This is a genomic window from Candidatus Symbiothrix dinenymphae (genome assembly GCF_001431085.1).
In genome coordinates this window covers 1-18,214 of the sequence record NZ_BBRU01000024.1, presented here as the reverse complement: position 1 = coordinate 18,214, position 18,214 = coordinate 1, and the positions used below count along the sequence as shown (strand labels likewise).

Below are 18,214 nucleotides of genomic sequence, written 5' to 3'. Positions count from 1 at the left end.
GTATAAGAGGCTTCAATACTGAGAATATCTCTATCAGGAGGAAGCCGGTAAAAAATCCGCGCCCCACCGGGGAGAACCTGTACACTGTCGTACGCAGGAGGCGCCGGCGGAGTGGTATCGTCCGAAGAGATGCCAAACCGTTCACCCTCCTCGCAAGCATAAAAGCCTGCCTATCTGAAAGTGGCTGAGGAGCTAACGGTAAAAGCCGGTTTTGGGGCTATGGTTGTCAATTGGCAAAACGAATTGGAGCAGGACATTACCGTCATTGTGGACTTCACATACTCCGATACCACCGGTACCCAACGTTCGTTGAGGCAAGCGTATTCGTCCAAAAGACTTGCCGAGCGGTACTTTCTAAACGATTTGCAAGGAACAGTCAGCGTGAAAGCAAACGTGGCAGACCTTTACGGCAACGAAAGCGGATTTCTGGATAAGGGGAATTTACAAATCCTTACTGACGAGAAATTAGACAAGTCAAAAATGCGTTTTCCAAACCCCGGTACCCTCATGGATGGTAAACGCATGTCATACGGAAGCGGTTGGGCAGGAAGAATCAACAGGCTTATTGATGACGTGATTGATTATAGATATCCTATCGGTACGCCGGATAATTTTGCGCACTATGGCACGCCACAAGATAATGCATACATGGTAGATGGGATAAATGTAAATCAATTCCCATGGCAAATATTTATTGATTTGGGCGAAAAATACGAGTTAAGTCGCATTGTCACCAATCAGGGTTGGGATGCCACCCCTTCCTTAGCAACACCTTCCTATCTTGGAAGTTTTTATGGAGGCGACAATGTGGGGGAATATCGAATGTTTTATTGGGACGGTGATGACGATGGTATTGCCGGTGTGTGGAAGGAAATTCGACAGGTAAGAATTCCTATGCCACCTGCAGAATTGGGTAACATGGGCATCATTCGTTTAGCTATTCAAGGCAACGAAGAATTGATGTACCCCGACGACCCTCAATTTACACCGGCAACCCGCTACTTCAGATACGAACCGGTGGCAAGTTTTAGAAATAATTATGCCCCCGGTGGCTGCCTGTTAGTATCAGAATTGACACTTTATGGGCGAAAAGCACAGTAAATAATAATGATTAATAAATAAAAAAAATAATAAGATGAAAAAAAATGTAATTTTAATAGCTATTGTTGCAGCGTTCTGTTCCTGCAATGATGATATGTTCGACAACATCAAAGAGAGGGCTGATGCGGAGATAATTTATCCTGTCGGATATAAGCAAGCCGACGTGAAAGCGTTTCAAGGCGATAAAAGAGTCGAGATTGAATTATATCCGACCCGCGTGTCCGCTGCCGAAATGGAGCGTCTTTTGCCATTAGCGATAAAAACGGTGGTGGTATACAATGATACAACAGTAGTGTTCGACAGCGTGTATTCGAGGGTCAATATTCCAAATCTCACCATACCGAATACCATCCTTTTTAAGATTTATACCGAAAACGAACATGGAGACAGGTCCATCCCGGTGGAAGTTCGGCAGAAGCCCTTCACAGATGATGATAAAGGAGCATTAGTGGTTTTGGCATCATTTTCCGCTTCGCATGAGACAGGTCTCGTTACTATCGCACCGGCAGCCGGCTCTTATGCGTTATTTGGCGTGAAGTATAGCTATACCGACAACAGCGGTAGCCCGCAAAATGGACAAGTGACCGGAAACAAATTCATTGTGAATAATCTGACACCCGGAATAACCAAGCGAGTAAGCGTTTCCTGCAAAGTACTGCCGAATGAAACCCTTGATACACTATGGATTAACGACACGGTGGATGTGAAACCAATTACTCAGGCAGCGTTTGATGCATACTTCAACGAGACGCAACCCTTCCCTACGGGCACTCAGCACATTCTATCCGCTACGCCGTGCGAATTGAATGGCGGCGACTTCGACATTGGCGGACAAGACCTCAGTTATTACAAACGAGACCCGGTTTACCATGATAACGCAACCTATCGTCCTGCCGGTGGCGACCCCATTAATAAAGTTTGTATCTGGGCAAACGCTACTACCAACGCGTCTTGGTGGTACGGCGTAGCATGGGTTACTGCGGGAGACTGGGTAGTTTATACATTAGATGTGCAAGTCGCCGGAGATTATAAAATTGAAGTTTACAAGGCGGGAGACGCCGGCACTGCATCGTGCGACATTGACAATATGAACTACTGGGGTACTTTCAGTTTGCCCAATAGCGGTTGGAATACGGGGATAAGCGCGGAAATAGGAACGGTCTATTTGGGTGTAGGAAAACACAAAATGAAATGGACTTTTGTAGGCGGCAATTTCGCTCTCTTGGGATTTCAATTTACCAAGGTTTGATTAAATAAATAGTATTGCTAATTAAAAAAAAGTATGTATCTTTGCACCCGCCGACGCGACTTTGCAAACCGCGTCGGCAGGGTTTATTAAAAAAAAAAAAATATGAAAAATTTAAAAACATTCAGACTGTTAGTTTGTTGTCTGCTCTTTGCGCAGACTGCTTTTTCCCAACCGGCGGTGAAACCGCTTAACACCCCGAAAATGAACTATTTTTCGCTTTCGGACGTGCAATTGCTTGATGGCGATTTCAAGCATATTCAGGACATGACGCACAGGTATCTCCTGACGCTTGAACCGGACAGGCTGTGTTCGTGGTTTCGCCGCGAAGCGGGACTGACGCCCAAAGCGCCGCCCTATCCGGGGTGGGAATCCGACCGCGGCTACATTATACCCGGACACATTCTCGGCTTCTACCTCTCGTCCATGTCTATGATGTACGAAACAACCGGCGACCCCGAAATCATCAAACGGCTTGAATATACGCTCAGTGAACTCGATGCCTGTCAGGACGCTTCCGGAGATGGCTATTTGTCGGCGGTTGTCGATGGACGGCAGGTATATAAGGAAGTTCTGACAGGTGATTATAAAATAGATATGGGACATCTTGCAGGAAAAGGCGAACCGACCTATATCATGAATAAAATCCAGCTCGGCTTGTATGGCGTTTACACGAAATGCCATTTGCCGCTTGCCAAGAAAGTACTTGTCCGCATGACCGACTGGTTTGGCGAAAACATGCTGAACAAAATGGATGAAGCCGCGGTACAAAAGTTGCTGATATGCGAACATGGCTCGCTGGGCGAATCGTTTATGGACGTTTATGAGCTGACGGGCGAGAGCAAGTATCGTGACTGGGCTGTACGCTTGAACGACCATCGGATGCTTATCCCCGCTTCGGAAGGGAGAGATATTCTGGCCGGTTGGCACGCCAATTGCCAAATACAGAAGTTCACCGGTTTTGAGTATGTCTATCGTTTCTCCGGCGACAAGCGCTACACCGATGCCGCCCAATTTTTCTGGGAAAGAGTGGTGGCAGACCATACCTGGGCAATGGGCGGCAACAGCACCGGCGAGCACTTTTTCGCCAAATCGGAATACGACAACCGGGTGCAACGCAACGGCGGACCGGAATCGTGCAACTCCGTCAATATGCTCCGCCTGACCGAAGCCTTGTATCAGGATTATGCCAAGCCGGAAATGCTCGACTATTACGAGCGGGTATTAACCAACCACCTGCTGGGTGCCTACGAACCGGAACGCGGCATGGTTACCTACATAACAAAATTACAACCGGGCGGCTTCAAAACCTACAGCACGGAGTATAACTCGTTCTGGTGTTGCACCGGCACCGGCTTTGAAAGCCCCGCCAAGTTCCAAAAGATGGTTTACACCTACGATGCCCGCTCACTCTACGTCAATCTTTTTATCCCTTCAACATTGGAATGGAAAGCGAAAGGTGTAACACTGCGTCAGACCACCAAAATTCCCGACGAAGAGCAAACGAGCATCGAACTGCAAATGAAGAAAGCGCAAACATTTTCGCTCAAAATAAGGCATCCTTACTGGGTGGAAAGCGGCAAACTGACGGTTACGGTAAACGGAGAAGTGCAGAAAATCGTTTCCACGTCCTCGCAATTTGTAGAAATCAACCGGAAGTGGAAAGATGGCGACAAAATAGTGGTACAATTGCCTATGCAACTGAGCGTTACGCCACTTACGCCGTCGCAGAAGTTTGTTTCTTTCGCTTACGGACCGGTTATTCTGGCAGCAGAAATCAATTCAAAAGATTTGGACAAGGAAGATTATTGGGATGAACACGACACTTGGGGTCAGCGGAACACCGTTGCCCACCTCGTTCCGGCGAGGAAAATCACATCCTTGACCGGCACCCCGGAAAACATACTCAACCGAACGAAAAAGGTATCGGCGTCACCCCTGACTTTCAAAACGGAAGGAAACTACACGCTGGTTCCTTTCAACCGGATTCATTACAGCCGCTATGTTGTTTATTTTCCGGTGGGCTTGCGGTTTATTTCGTCAGCGGCTGTGGAAACGGCTACAATTAGTGCCGTAGCAACACCCGAATCATATACGGTTTACGGTATGCGATATAGCTATACCGACAAGGCTCATGCCAACAAAACCGGACAAAGCACCGGCAATAGTATCGTGTTGAATAATCTGCCGTCAGGAACAACCACTCCGGTAAGCGTTTCCTGCAAAGTAGTGCCGAAGGGCAAGATTGATACAGTATGGATTGACAGCAAGGTGGATGTGCAAACAATTACTCAGGCAGCGTTTGACACCTATTTAAACGAGACGAAACCCTTCCCGTCGGGTGCCCGACACATTCTTTCCGCCGCTAAGCCGTGCGAATTGAATGGCGGCGACTTCGACATTGGCGGCGAAGGCATCAGTTTTCACAAACACGGCACGACCTGGCATGGTGACTCAACCTATCGTCCGAATGGTGGCGACCCCATTAATAAAGTTAATATCTGGAACGAAAATCCTGCGTGCCACGGAATCGCATGGGCTAATGATGGTGATTGGGTAGTTTATACATTGGAGGTGCAAGACGCCGGAGTCTATAAAGTGGAAGTTTGCCATTCGGGGAACAGCGGTCATTCAGTATCCTGCGACATTGATTATTTGAACTATTGGGGCACTTTCAGTTTTCCCGGCATCACTTGGGGGCAAACGATGTACACGACAGTCGGAACGGTCAATTTGAGTGCAGGGAAACACAAGATGAAATGGACTTTTTGGGGCAACCCCGGTTTCATGGGCTTAAGATTTACCAAAGAATAAAAAAGACACGAGATATGCCGCTTCCAATAAACATAAATCAGTTGCTCAAGGGTCGAGTGATTGAGTGGGACAGACTGGAATTTAAAAAAGGATGGAATCCCGAAGAAGTCGTCCGAACGATGTGTGCTTTTGCCAACGATGTTAACAATTGGGGCGGAGGTTATATCGTCATTGGTATAGAAGAAGTGGACGGGAAACCGGTTTTTCCTCCTGTCGGCTTACAAGACAACCAATTAGACCAGATGCAAAAGGAATTGGTGGAACTCAGCCATAAGATAGAGCCGCATTATCTTCCGGTGACCGAGCCTGTGATTTATCAGGACAGATGGATTTTCATAATATGGGTTCCGGGTGGCGACGGTCGTCCCTACAAAGCTCCTCAGACGTTGGGCAACAAGGCGCAAAAGCGGGTTTATATCCGGCAAGGTTCCGTTACTAAACCGGCAAGCAAGGATGAAGAACGTTTTTTGAATACCATCTCAATTGCCTTGCCATTTGATGACCGAATTAACCTTCAAGCAAGCATTCACGATTTGGATAAAGATTTGATGACTGAGTTTTTATATAGTGTGGACAGCGAACTTTATAAAGAGGCTTCCGATATAGGCAAAGAAGAATTGTCTCTGCGGATGCAACTCTTGAAAGGTCCCAAAGAATACCTGCGCCCCATCAATGCCGCACTGCTTTTCTTTAATCCGGAGCCGCATAAGTTTTTTCGTGGTGCCATTTCGGAAGTCGTTTTATACCAGGATTACGATGGAATCACGTTTACAGAAAAGACATTCAAAGGTTCACTATTCAAACAGATACGGAACTTGTTGGAATACCTGAAAAGTGTTGTCTTGACCGAAAAGATTATTAAAATTCCGGGACAAGCCGAAGCCTTGCGGATTTGGAATTATCCGTATCAGGCTGTGGAAGAGATAGTTGCGAATGCTTTTTATCATCGTTCATACGAAAATGTAAGTCCCATTGAAATAAGTGTTTATCCCGATAAAATGGTGGTGCTCTCTTTTCCCGGTCCCTTGCCACCGGTGGACAAAGAGATGCTTAAAAAGAAAAAAATAATTTCCCGTGAATACCGCAACCGCCGCATCGGAGATTTCCTGAAAGAATTGGATTTGACCGAAGGCAGAGGCACCGGTTTCCCAATTGTGTACGGCAAAATGGCGCAAAACGGTTCGCCGAACCCGATATTTGAAACGGATGAGATTCATACACATTTCACAGCAATTTTGCCGGTGCATCCCGAATTTTTGAAAGAAGAAACGGAAGACGAGACAAAAATGGATGTGCCAGCATTAGATTCGCCGAGGGCTTTGGAAATTTTGGAATTTTGTAAGGAAGCAAAGGGCAGAAAAGAAATTATGGATATGCTGGGTATTTCAAATCATCCTAATAATACTGTCCGCTATATTATTCCACTAATTAAAGAAGGGCTTATTGCTTTAACATTTCCCGAAAAACAGCGTAATCCTAATCAACAATATTATTCAACACAAATGGGATTAACTTATCTAAATTGAGTGTATAAGTTAGTGTATAAGTTAGTGTATAAGTTGGTGTATAAGTTGGTGTATAAGTTAGTGTATAAGTTAGTGTATAAGTTGGACTAAGTTGGACTAAGTTGGACTAAGCTGGACTAAGCTGGACTAAGCTGGACTAAGTTGGACTAAGTTGAGTGTATAAGTTAGTGTATAAGTTGAACCAAATCGACAAAGGGTGCACGACATAATAAAAGTTAAAACTTAGAAAAACCTTTGTTATTTCAAAAACATTCACTACCTTTGCCTCCGAGTTGTCATAGTGGCAATTCACAAAAAATTATGATAAATAAATTCTTTTATACTTGTTTGTCAGGCTTGCTCCTGACCTGCTCTTTCGGTTATTCACAGCCAACTACATTGACTGGAAGCGACAACTCATGGCGGATTGCCATCAACCCGAATGGGACAATCCGAAGCTATGAGACCTACAGAAATGGGGTATGGGATAGTATTCCCTTTCGTAACGATAACAAATCCGGTCCCCGCTGGGATGGGATAGACCTGTCGTTGGTAGATAAAAACAATCTGCTCTTTGAGGGAACACAGAATCAAATAACCTACCGCCTTCAATATACATCTGCCGGTAACCATCTTGCTATAAAAGCAGAAATAACCAACCATTCACAAGTTGAATTTGCTCCTTTGGCCGCCCGCCTTATTGTGGGCGTGAACTCCGAAATGAGAACGTTTCCGGATTGGAACAACAAGTTTTTCCCTACCTTGTTGCGGTGCGAGAAAACGCATTTGTGGGGTTATTTTATGTCGCCCACGCAACGTATATTGGGCATCTGTACTGCTGAACCTGTCGCTTCATACAACCTGAATTATATTCAGGAAGGCAATATGTGGTTTGATTGGGGGCATCAGATTAGAACGGCGAGCCTTGCTTTGTTACACAAGTTGCCTTTGCCTGCACGTCATCCTCAAGACTTGGCGTCACTTCGTCCGGGGGAGAAAAAGCAGTGGACAATCCATTTGGGAGAAATAGACAAGTTGGAAAATGTGAAACCCACTTTGGCTTTGTGGGGCAATAATCCATTGCTCGAATGTAGTCAATATACGGTTGCAGAGGGTGAAACTATTACATACAAGTTGTTTGGTTGCGACAATAAAAACAGCACAATAGAATTGCTCACTCCTTTGGGCAAAGTGATGCCTGTTGCCGGAAATTCTATCTCGTTCAAGGATGGCAAAGGTGTATATACCATACGTTTAACCGCCGGTGCAAAAACAAGCGAAGCAATGGTCAACGTGCGGGAAAACTGGTCGTGGTATCTCAAAAATGCCGGCGACCACGTGTTCAAATATCCGCCCATCGTAGGTTTATCGTGCGAACAAATTTATGGTTATTATACCGCCTTTATCGGCGCAAAGTATTTCCCCGATAAAGCGAAGGATAAAATGCTCATCCAACGGTTTGAAAAACAATTGGCGATGATGTGGGATACTGTTGCATGGACGCCCAATCCTGATGCATATCCTCATCGCCTACAAAATCATTCAACGACCATGGGCATTTTAGCCAAACTGTGGGAAGCCACCCACGAATTGAGATATTTGGAGCTGGCAGCCCATATTGCCGATTATCTGGCTTCGGATAAAGTGCAAACTCCGGATGGCGTTTATCGTAGTCACAAGACCTATTATACAGCAGTTATTTACCCTGCAAAGTCAATGTTAGACTTAGCCTTGTGCGAAAAAAGGCTCATTGCCGAGCCTGTTTGGAAAGAGCGCTACGAGCGGCATTTCAATTCTGCGGCTCGTGCCATCAACGACTTGTTGATACGCAGGGATGATATTGATACGGAGGGAGACCTAACTTTTGAGGACGGCATGGTTTCATGTTGCGCTCTGCAAATAGGATTATTGGGCTTGTGGCAAGAAAACGAAGAATTGAAAAACGTTTACGCCAATGCTGCAAAGTATGTTTTGAACAAACACCAATGTTTGGAGCAACTCCAGATACCGGATACTCGCATGAGAGGGGCAACACTCCGCTATTGGGAGGCTCTGGATATTTATTTCCTTCCGAATCAAGTGATGAATTCGCCTCACGGATGGACAGGCTGGAAAATATATGCCTCTTACTACCTGTATTTGCTCACCGGCGACGAGTTTTACCTTCGCGATTTTATGGATACACTGGGTGCAGCGGCGCAAATAATGGCTCCTACCGGAAAACTCCGATGGGCATTTCTTCCCGACCCGTTTGTGAAAGCAAAAATACTTGTACAAAATCCCCAACAGCCGCGGGCAGCACTGCAGGTGGACTCTGTTGTAGGAGAGCAGTATTTAGATATGATTAGCCCCTGGTACCGTCCGGACGACGAAAGCGGATTTCATTTCTTTGGGCAAGGGCAAGATGGGCTTGGGAAACGAGGTTCAGCGGGAGACAACACGGTACAGGAGATTTTCAAGGTCATGGAAGAGTGTGCCCTCACGCAGGCGTACCTCATTGTACGTGAAGATGGCTCCTTCCAAGCGTGGAATTGCAAGGCAACGAAGAAAGGGGCGACAATAGATGTTGTACCCAATGAGCGTTATATCGACAAGTTACATGTGAACAGCAAAATACCGACCACCGTAACCGTTTCCCTGAATGGGAAGAAACATAAACAAGAAGTAACCGGTATGCAATGGATTGGTGAGCAACCACCATTTTTACTTACACAATCGGCGTCATCGGCGTCGGCGCAACGGCTTGATCTTACCGCACGCCAAGATACTTCGCGCATCTTATTGAATCCCGATAAAGGATGGTATCATCACTATCTGGATAATAGCATCACGGATGATACGGTCGTAACTCGTTATGCCGCTAAAGGTTATAAATTTCCCCTTGACATCAACAGCACACTACACCTTGGATGCTTCCGGTATTTCCAAAGGAGTATATGAAGTGGAAATACTTTTGTATAAGCAGTTTAGAAATGGAAGCACCCGTCCTGTCCAACTTGGTTTGAAGCAAAAATATGAAAGCCCTTCAGGTGCATATAATATAGGAAAAATTAAATTATGATGTTTAATAATCTTTTAATAATGAAAAAAGGAAGAAAAAGGATGCTGTCGCTTTGGCTCGTCTGTTTGATGATGCCGTTGCAAATTTTTGCGCAATCGTCTGTTTACGAGGTTGCCAACATTATACAACAAACCTGTTGGAAAACGAAGCAGATAGCAGAAGATGTGGTTTTGAAACAAGCACAACTCGAGATTTTCGATTCCAAGCAAACAATCAGTATTCTTGCCCTTCAACCCGCTTCAACTGCAAAATTAGCAATATATGATGCGGGTGACAATCTTAACTTAACCAGCGAATTATGCAAACAGGTGGATGCGGTTGCAGGCGTTAATGCTTCCTACTTTGCGCCAGGAGCAGGCAAAGGTTCCGTTCATTTTGTTCGCGTCAATGGAACTGTTTTGCACGAAACAGCAAATAAAACAGTATTCCAAAGCAATGCCGCTATGACCATTGACGAATCGGGAATTCATTTTCTCAAACGCGACACAACGGATGCGAAGTGGGACAATAAGATTGATTGCGACAATGTACTTGTTTCCGGACCACTGATAATGGAAAACGGGGAAGTTGCCCAATTAGGCAAGGATGCGTATGTGAAGAATCGGCATCCTCGCACTTTTGTAGCGACCAAAGCAGATGGAACTATCTTGTTGATTGTAGTTGACGGAAGAAATGCGAATGCTGCCGGAATGAGCCTCTACGAACTGTATGTTTTGGCAAAATCGCTGGGTTGTGAGCATGCAATGAATTTCGACGGGGGCGGTTCATCAACCATGTATGTGCGCGGCGAGCCTGATAACGGCGTGGTGAATTATCCGTGCGATAACAAACAATTTGACCATGCAGGCGAACGCCGCGTAGGCAATGTCATTTATATAAAATAACAATCGTAGGAAATTCAGAAGATTTGTAAGTAAAAAAAATTCAGCCGCGCAACACTCTTTTGAAGCGCACTAAAAACTCGTCCGCAAGCTCGTGTGTAACACAAAGTGGCGGCAACAGACGGAAAATATGCGTGCCGGTTGCGCCGGTGAACACTTTTTCATCGAACAGCAACTTGTCGCGCATCGGTTTGACAGGCTCGTCAAATTCGACGCCAATCATCAAACCATGTCCGCGCACTTCCTTGATTTCGGGGAGGTTGCGCAGTTCGTCCATCAGATGTTTGCCCACTTTGGCGGCGTTGTCGAGCAAATTTTCTTCTTCCATCACTTCGAGCACCGCAAGCGCAGCCGTGCATGCCAATTGGTTGCCGCCAAAAGTGGTACCGAGTTGCCCGTGTATCGCCTCAAACTTCGGTGCGATGAGTACGCCCGACATCGGAAAACCGTTGCCCATTCCTTTCGCAATCGTAATCAGGTCGGGGCGAATGTCGGCAAACTGGTGGGCAAAAAACTTGCCCGTGCGCCCGTAGCCCGACTGTATCTCGTCCAAAATCAGCACGGTGTTAGTTTCCGTGCACACTTGACGCAAAATCTGCAAAAACTGCGGGTCAGGCACGATGATGCCGCCAATTCCCTGAATGCCCTCGATAATGACCGATGAAACATCACAGTTTTTCAGTGCTTCGCGCACGGCGTGAATGTCGTTCCAAGGCAAAAATGCAACTTCCAAATCGTCATTCATCGGTGCCCAATATTTGGGAATGTCGGTCACGCGCACCGCAGCAGCCGTTCGCCCGTGAAACGAATGTTGAAAAGCCACTACTTTTTTACGCTTGTTGTAGAAAGATGCCAATTTCAGCGCATTTTCGTTGGCTTCCGCACCCGTATTGACCATAAACAGGCTGTAATCGGGATAGCCGGACGCTTTACCCAACCGAGCGGCATACTCGTCCTGCAACGACAACTGCACCGAATTGGAGTAAAAGCCCATTTGGGTCAACTGGTTGGTCAATTTTGCCACATACTTCGGGTGTGAATGCCCGATAGAAATCACAGCATGACCGCCATAAAAGTCAAGATATTCCACGCCATTTTTGTCGTAGATTTTGCAGCCCTGAGCGCGAACCGGCTCAATAGCCCATCGTGGGAATACATCAAATAGTTTCATGCGCAGGATAACTTTGTTATTCCTGATTCAAATTCACCCGTTTGAACGCCGTTACCGTCAAATCTTTGTTTTGCTTTTTCAGATATTCGTCGATGCTCAACTTGTTGTCTTTCACAAACTCTTGAGCCAACAGGGTGTTTTCTTTGAAGTATTTTTGCAATGCGCCTTCTGCAATTTTGTCTAAAATGGCTTCGGGTTTGCCTTGCTCAATCGCTTTTTCGCGGGCGATGTTCTTCTCTTTTGCCACTATTTCAGCCGGAACGGAAGCCTTGTCCACACTCACGGGGTTCATGGCTGCCACTTGCATCGCTATGTCGCGCGCCACCTGGTTGTCCACGCCGGCTTGGTTCAAGCCCGCAATCGTTGCCAATTTGTTGCCCGGATGCACGTATGCTACGGTCGTTGGTGCCGTCAAAAATTCGTAGGCACCCAACTCCATTTTTTCGCCTGTCACGCCGATGCGGTCGGTGATTAACTCTTGCACTGTGCGACCTTCAACCTTCAATGCGCTCAATTCTGCTGCTGTTTTGGGTTGTTTGTCCAATGCCACGTTCAGGATGCTTTTCACCATGCCGATGAAGGCTTCACCTTTGGCTACAAAGTCTGTTTCGCACTTCACCGCCACGATGGCTGCAAAATTGCCTTTGGTTGCCGACAGGGTGCAACCTTCGGCTGCATCGCGGTCTTCGCGCTTAGCTGCCACCGCCTGTCCTTTTTTGCGGATGATTTCCACCGCCTTGTCAAAATCGCCGTTTGCTTCGGTCAATGCACTTTTACAGTCCATCATCCCGGCTCCGGTCATCTTACGCAAATGCGTAATGTCTGCCATTGTTACTGCCATCTTTTTACTCCTCCTCTTTTACAAAATTACTTGCTACACTCGCGTTCAACGCCTCGTCGTCGTTTTTCGCGATAATCGCTTTTTTCACTCCTACGCGCTCTCGCTTGCGCTCCCGTTTGATGGGTGCTTCGCCGTCAAATTCATCTCTGACGGGAGCCTCTGAAGCATCTTCGTCTGCTTTTTCCACTTTGCGCTCGTCCAAACCTTCACGGATTGCCGCACACAAAGCACCCAAAATCAACTCAATGGATTTGCTGGCATCATCGTTTGCCGGAATCACGAAATCAACATCGTTGGGGTCGGAGTTCGTATCCACGATAGCAAACACGGGGATACCCAGCCGCTTAGCCTCCGCCACCGCGATGTGTTCCTTCATCACGTCCACCACAAACAGAGCCGAAGGCAAACGATTCAAATCGGCGATTGAACCCAAGTTCTTTTCCAATTTGGCACGTTGACGGGTGATTTGCAATTTTTCGCGCTTCGACAACTGGGCGAAAGTGCCGTCCGTAGCCATCTTGTCGATGGTGCTCATCTTTTTCACCGCCTTGCGAATGGTCGGAAAGTTGGTGAGCATACCGCCGGGCCAACGCTCGGTCACGTAAGGCATCCCAACGGATGTAGCCAGTTCCGACACCACCTGTTTCGCCTGCTTTTTCGTAGCCACGAACAAAATGCGGCGATTCGATTTCACGATCTGTTTCAACCCATTGGCGGCATCGTCCACCAATTCCACCGTCTTGTGGAGGTCGATGATGTGAATACCGTTGCGCTCCATGAAAATGTACGGAGCCATCGCCGGGTTCCACTTTCTACGCATGTGACCGAAATGTGCTCCGGCCTCTAATAACTGTTCAAAATTAACTCTTGACATCTTTTGTTTTTTTTTATTGTTTACATTCTTTAATTAAGCAATCATCAGGTAGCTACATATCCGTTATTGCGAGCATGGACCCGCAAACCCTTCAACATAAGTCCCGAAGATTTAGATACCAAACATTTTTCGCTTCTTCAATTTAAGCTTCTCCTTCTTCGCGCATTGCTTGTCTGTCTTGAATTGTGAAATAAATAGTTCCAACAATTGCAATCACAACAACCAATGTACACATAACAACAAATCCTTCCATAATTACTTCCTCCTTTTATTTTTTTCTTTTGTATTTTTTGTATCTCTTGTTAAAAATAGACCCAGGGACAATGTCGCTACTACTGTTATTACACCAATAATGTAAATTATCCGAGTTTCCTTGATATCTCCCAAAATAGACGTTAATAAAACGCCTGTTACCACATACTTGGAAATATCCATCAACCATTTTCCCAATTCTTTTTTCATTGCAAAAAAATTAACGTTTGCTGAATTGGAAGCGTTTGCGGGCTTTTGGGCGACCTGGTTTTTTGCGTTCCACTTCGCGTGGGTCGCGAGTCATGAAGCCTTCTGCGCGCAATGGGGGCTTGTTTTCGGCGTTAATTTTTACTAATGCGCGGGAAATTCCCAAGCGGGCGGCTTCCGATTGTCCTTTGTAGCCTCCACCTTGCAAATTGATGCTGATGTCGTATTGGTCGGCAACACCTAATTTGTTAAGGGGTTGCTTCACAACGTATTGCAAAATTGATGAGGGGAAATAGGCTTCGAGTTCCCGCTTGTTGATAACAATTTTTCCTGTTCCTTCTTTCACATAAACGCGCGCTACGGCTGCTTTACGTCTTCCTAAGGCATTTATTGTTTCCATTTTCTTTTTATTTTAATGCGTTAATATCAATTACTTTCGGCTGTTGAGCTTCTTGCTTGTGCTCGGTGCCGTCATACACATAAAGATTGGTCAGCAACTTGTCGCCGAGACGGTTTTTGGGAAGCATCCCTTTCACCACTTTGCGCAACAGACGGTCGCTGCCTTTCGCCAACAAAGTTGCAGGCGTATTCTCGCGTTGTCCACCCGGATAGCCCGTGTAAGACAAGTAGATACGGTCTGTCCACTTGTTGCCTGTTAACACTACCTTTTCGGCATTGATAATAATCACATTGTCCCCACAATCAACGTGCGGGGTGAAATTGGGTTTGTACTTCCCTCGGAGAAGCTTTGCCACTTTCGATGCCATGCGACCCAAACGTTGTCCGTCAGCATCCACAACGACCCACTCTTTGGTAGCCGTCGCACTATTCGTTGAAATAGTCTTGTAACTTAATGTATTCACTCTTTAATATTTAATTTGTTTATATACAATTCTTTAATTATCCGAAAGGGGATAAACGGCTGCAAAGGTACAACTTTTTTTTGAATTATGAACTATAAATTGAATTTTTTTTGAAAAAAAATGATTTTTTTTGTCTGAACTTTGATTTTCGTGTGATTTCTGTGATTTTTATGATTTTGGTTCAGACAATCTATATTTGTTTTTGCCGATAAATACGATGACGGCGGCTTTCAGGTCGGAGCGACTGCCCAGACGGTGTGAACTGAGGTATTGCTTTATCTGCGCCTCACCCTCGCGTTGCAGTTTGGTGATTTCAGATGATTTGGCTTTTGCTTTGCAGTATTTGAGTTCAAACACCCATTCGTATTTTATTTCTGGCAACTGCGGGCTACGTTGCAAATAGATGTCTGTTCTGCCCGGCACGGCTTCGTATTCGCTCATCGGGATGTACATTCTGCTCATGAACAGATACCCCAGCAGCAGGATTTTGATGTATTTCTCATCGAAGCGTTGCAAGTCGTGGTCGGATAATTTGCTGAGTGCGTGCTCCGAAACGTAGGCGATAAATCGTTTTACATCGCCTTCCATCGCCAATGCGGTGATGGCTTCGTCAAGGGGGCGCGTTTCAATGGTCATGTCGGGCGATTGCTCGCGCACAAATTTCATCACATATTCCCAATATAAAGTGCGGATGGAATAATTGGGGATAATTAACCGCATCTTACCCATTACCGGCTCTTTGATGGTGAGCAGACCCATATAGAACAGCAGGGAAATGAAATAATCGGTATCGTTCAGCGTATCTACCGAAAATTTATTCAAAACTTCCGCTATAATTCCATCTTCTTTGATGATTTGAATCACGGTAGCACGATTGCTATCATTCTGAATGAGCTTTTTCAAGCGTCCGTAATCCGTTTTCAAATTCTCATCAATGATGCTCATGGGCGGTTTATGTTGCCGCAATATTTGCTCGAAGAAATAGAGCACCATTGCCGGATTATACACCCTGTTTGCTCCGTCTTTATGAAACAGATAGCCATCGTAATAGGCTGTCATATCAATGGTAATAAATGCCGGATTGACACCGGTTTCTTGCATCAACCAATCTACTTCGTTCTGCGTGAAACCCATCATTTCGTTGTATTGCTCCTCAAGCGTGAGGTTGGTCGAGATATTATACCCGCTGGTAAGGTCGTCGAGCATCACCGGCGAAATGCCTGTGATGAATGTGCGGCTGGGAACAGATTTTGTGGAGTTTTTTATCCGTTCGTAGAAATCGCGCACCAAACCATTGGCAGACACCATTGTTTTATAAAAATCCGTGCCCAACCGGTTGCCCATGGCGATGAGGTCGTTGGCAAAATGGTCGTATTCGTCGATGATGAAATAGATTTTCAACTTGTTGATTTCAGCCGCATTAAACACTAAATCCATTGCCGCGACGCCTGAATCTCTTTTGTCCACTTGGTCAAGATAATACTCTATATCCGGAAAAAAAGATTGATAGTTTTGGAAAAAAAAGCGAATGGCATCCTGCACCTTCATATTGAAAGAATATTTGAACCCTTCCTCACTCGATGTGTCCAATCCCGAAAAATCAAACTTCAACATTGCATACGAGTTCTTTTCAGGAGTCGGATGCTTGCCAATGTAAAGGTCGCCAAACAATTGCTCAAAATTTTCAGCCTCATTCATGTCGTAATAGCACGACAAGGTCATAAAAAACAGGCTTTTGCCGAACTTGCGCGGACGGATGAAAAACAGATTTTTGTTGGTTTCGTTCTCCAACATCTCAATATACATGGTCTTATCCACGTAGGCATAGTTCTCAGTCCGTATGCTCTTGTAATTACTACTGCCGTAAGGCAACCGCTTAAATTTCTTTGCTTCCATCTCTTATATGATTTAGGCTACAAAGATAGGTAAAATAATCTGAACCTTGATTTTGTTATTTGGTGCCATCCCTACAAAGTCCATTTATGTATAGGCATAAACTTTTTTTGTGCGAATTTTGCGAATTGTCGGCACTATGTTTGCTTTTGGGGTAAAGATGTTTCCGGAAATGGACTCCTTTTCCCTTTTTTCCAATACACACTCTGACAATGAAAAATTCTCATACTCTTTGTCGAATAATTCGCGCTCTTGGGGGTCGCTGTTGATAAATTTATCAAATGTTGTTTCCATAAAATTTAGTTGTTTCTATTTAAATAATCCTGCATATATTGTATCGCCAACTCTTTTTCGTTCGTAGGCAATTTATCTGTTGAGGCTGTGTGGTAGATAAGAAATATTCAAATGCACTGCTATATCCCGTTTCATCATAATACCATTCAACGGTAAAATATTTTCCAATATAGATAACACAACTATCCTTATCCATTACACAAATTTAAATATTTTTTTTCATGCCGCAAAGGTACGACTTTTTTTTGATTTTTTGTCACCACCAACATCCCCAAAAACATAAACGCCGCATTCATCATCAGCAATTCATAACTGAACTTGTAGCCTCCCAGCCAGTGCACGGAATTGACATCAATAATCCAACACAACAGCGGCGACAGCACCGCCACCACCGGCACCCACTTGTCTTTGACCGCGCATTTCGTCAGGATGCCGAACGCGAATAAGCCCAAAATGGGTCCGTAGGAGTAGCTCACGAGCGTGAAAACGACATTGATGACGGACGAATTGTTCAGCAGATTGACCACGATGATAATCAGCCCCATAAGCAGTGCCAAGACCGCATGGTGTTTTCTGCGCTGCCGGGGCGAAATATCTTTTGCTCCCAGGATATCCACCGAAAGCGAAGTGGTGAGGGACGTTAGCGATGAACCGACAGAGGCATAAGCGGCTGATATTAAACCGATTATGAACAGCATCCCAACTGCCGGCGGGAAATAGCCGCCGGTTGCCAGCATTGGAAACACATCGTCACTTTTGGCAGGCAATGCCACATTTTTGCTCGCTGCAAACAGATACAAAAGCGCACCCAGCACTAAAAGCAGAAATATGACACCCATTTGCAGCACCGCACTCACGAGCATATTTTTTTGCGAATCTTTGGGATTTTTGCAACTCAGCACCTTTTGCATCATATCCTGGTCAAGCCCCGTCATCGCAATCACAATGAAAATGCCCGCCACAAATTGTTTGAAAAAGTACTGTTTGTCGTTCACATCGTCGAAAAAGAAGATTGGCGTGTGCAGGGCAGTCGAAAAATCAGCCCCTGCATCCGTTGCAATGTAATAAATGCACATCCCAACCGACACGATGAGGCACAATGTCTTGAGCGAATCCGTCCAAATAAGTGTCCGCACGCCGCCCTGTTGCGTGTAAAAGCAAACCAAAGCCATCGACACCGCCACATTGACCACAAACGGGATGTGCAAAGG

The 18,214-nt window shown here is 45.5% G+C and carries 15 protein-coding genes and 1 pseudogene; 6 read left to right on the top strand and 10 right to left on the bottom strand.

The window, feature by feature from the left end; all coding sequences use genetic code 11:
* Nucleotides 1-146, bottom strand: a pseudogene (locus ASC50_RS08360) (DUF5000 domain-containing lipoprotein); the annotation flags it as partial.
* A 28-nt stretch (nucleotides 147-174) separates the two neighbouring features.
* Here ASC50_RS08360 and ASC50_RS00575 point away from each other — a divergent pair.
* From ASC50_RS00575 to ASC50_RS00550, 6 genes are all read left to right on the top strand, one after another.
* Nucleotides 175-1,101 carry a DUF5126 domain-containing protein gene (locus ASC50_RS00575; RefSeq protein WP_262482178.1) on the top strand — a complete coding sequence of 309 codons (927 nt, stop codon included), beginning with the start codon at nucleotides 175-177 and terminating at the stop codon, nucleotides 1,099-1,101.
* Between the two features lie 34 nt (nucleotides 1,102-1,135).
* On the top strand, nucleotides 1,136-2,350 hold the full coding sequence (locus ASC50_RS00570; protein WP_082591997.1) for a DUF4998 domain-containing protein: 1,215 nt from the start codon (nucleotides 1,136-1,138) through the stop codon (nucleotides 2,348-2,350).
* Nucleotides 2,351-2,452: 102 nt separating this feature from the next.
* Nucleotides 2,453-5,161: a beta-L-arabinofuranosidase domain-containing protein gene (locus ASC50_RS00565; protein WP_082591996.1), complete on the top strand. Its 2,709-nt coding sequence runs from the start codon at nucleotides 2,453-2,455 to the stop codon at nucleotides 5,159-5,161.
* Nucleotides 5,162-5,175: 14 nt separating this feature from the next.
* Complete coding sequence (locus ASC50_RS00560; protein ID WP_056928570.1) at nucleotides 5,176-6,687, top strand: RNA-binding domain-containing protein; 1,512 nt, start codon at nucleotides 5,176-5,178, stop codon at nucleotides 6,685-6,687.
* Nucleotides 6,688-6,987: 300 nt separating this feature from the next.
* Nucleotides 6,988-9,606 (top strand): hypothetical protein, encoded by a 2,619-nt coding sequence (locus tag ASC50_RS00555; protein WP_056928569.1) that lies wholly within the window; start codon nucleotides 6,988-6,990, stop codon nucleotides 9,604-9,606.
* Nucleotides 9,607-9,747: 141 nt separating this feature from the next.
* On the top strand, nucleotides 9,748-10,611 hold the full coding sequence (locus ASC50_RS00550) for a phosphodiester glycosidase family protein (protein WP_158648214.1): 864 nt from the start codon (nucleotides 9,748-9,750) through the stop codon (nucleotides 10,609-10,611).
* A 40-nt stretch (nucleotides 10,612-10,651) separates the two neighbouring features.
* On the opposite strand, the gene ASC50_RS00545 is transcribed toward ASC50_RS00550, so the two are convergent.
* The 9 genes from ASC50_RS00545 to ASC50_RS00505 form a co-directional block, all read right to left on the bottom strand.
* Nucleotides 10,652-11,779: an aspartate aminotransferase family protein gene (locus tag ASC50_RS00545; RefSeq protein WP_056928567.1), complete on the bottom strand. Its 1,128-nt coding sequence runs from the start codon at nucleotides 11,777-11,779 to the stop codon at nucleotides 10,652-10,654.
* 16 nt (nucleotides 11,780-11,795) lie between these two features.
* On the bottom strand, nucleotides 11,796-12,620 hold the full coding sequence (gene tsf / locus ASC50_RS00540; protein ID WP_056928566.1) for a translation elongation factor Ts: 825 nt from the start codon (nucleotides 12,618-12,620) through the stop codon (nucleotides 11,796-11,798).
* Between the two features lie 4 nt (nucleotides 12,621-12,624).
* On the bottom strand, nucleotides 12,625-13,494 hold the full coding sequence (rpsB, locus tag ASC50_RS00535; RefSeq protein WP_056928565.1) for a 30S ribosomal protein S2: 870 nt from the start codon (nucleotides 13,492-13,494) through the stop codon (nucleotides 12,625-12,627).
* A 255-nt stretch (nucleotides 13,495-13,749) separates the two neighbouring features.
* A complete protein-coding gene (locus ASC50_RS00530; protein WP_056928564.1) occupies nucleotides 13,750-13,956 on the bottom strand; it encodes a DUF6722 family protein in 207 nt (68 codons plus the stop codon).
* Nucleotides 13,957-13,966: 10 nt separating this feature from the next.
* The gene (rpsI, locus tag ASC50_RS00525) at nucleotides 13,967-14,353 is read right to left on the bottom strand and encodes a 30S ribosomal protein S9 (RefSeq protein WP_056928563.1); all 387 of its coding nucleotides are present in this window, start codon (nucleotides 14,351-14,353) and stop codon (nucleotides 13,967-13,969) included.
* A gap of 7 nt (nucleotides 14,354-14,360) precedes the next feature.
* Nucleotides 14,361-14,816, bottom strand: coding sequence for a 50S ribosomal protein L13 (gene rplM / locus ASC50_RS00520; protein WP_055432467.1), 456 nt, complete (start codon nucleotides 14,814-14,816; stop codon nucleotides 14,361-14,363).
* A 168-nt stretch (nucleotides 14,817-14,984) separates the two neighbouring features.
* Nucleotides 14,985-16,712, bottom strand: a complete 1,728-nt coding sequence (locus ASC50_RS00515; protein WP_056928562.1) for an AAA family ATPase — start codon at nucleotides 16,710-16,712, stop codon at nucleotides 14,985-14,987.
* 84 nt (nucleotides 16,713-16,796) lie between these two features.
* Entirely contained in the window at nucleotides 16,797-17,003 is a 207-nt protein-coding gene (locus ASC50_RS00510; protein WP_056928561.1) for a hypothetical protein, read from the bottom strand.
* A 188-nt stretch (nucleotides 17,004-17,191) separates the two neighbouring features.
* Nucleotides 17,192-18,214: sodium:solute symporter family transporter (locus tag ASC50_RS00505; protein WP_056928560.1), on the bottom strand; the 1,023-nt coding region annotated here is incomplete at its 5' end.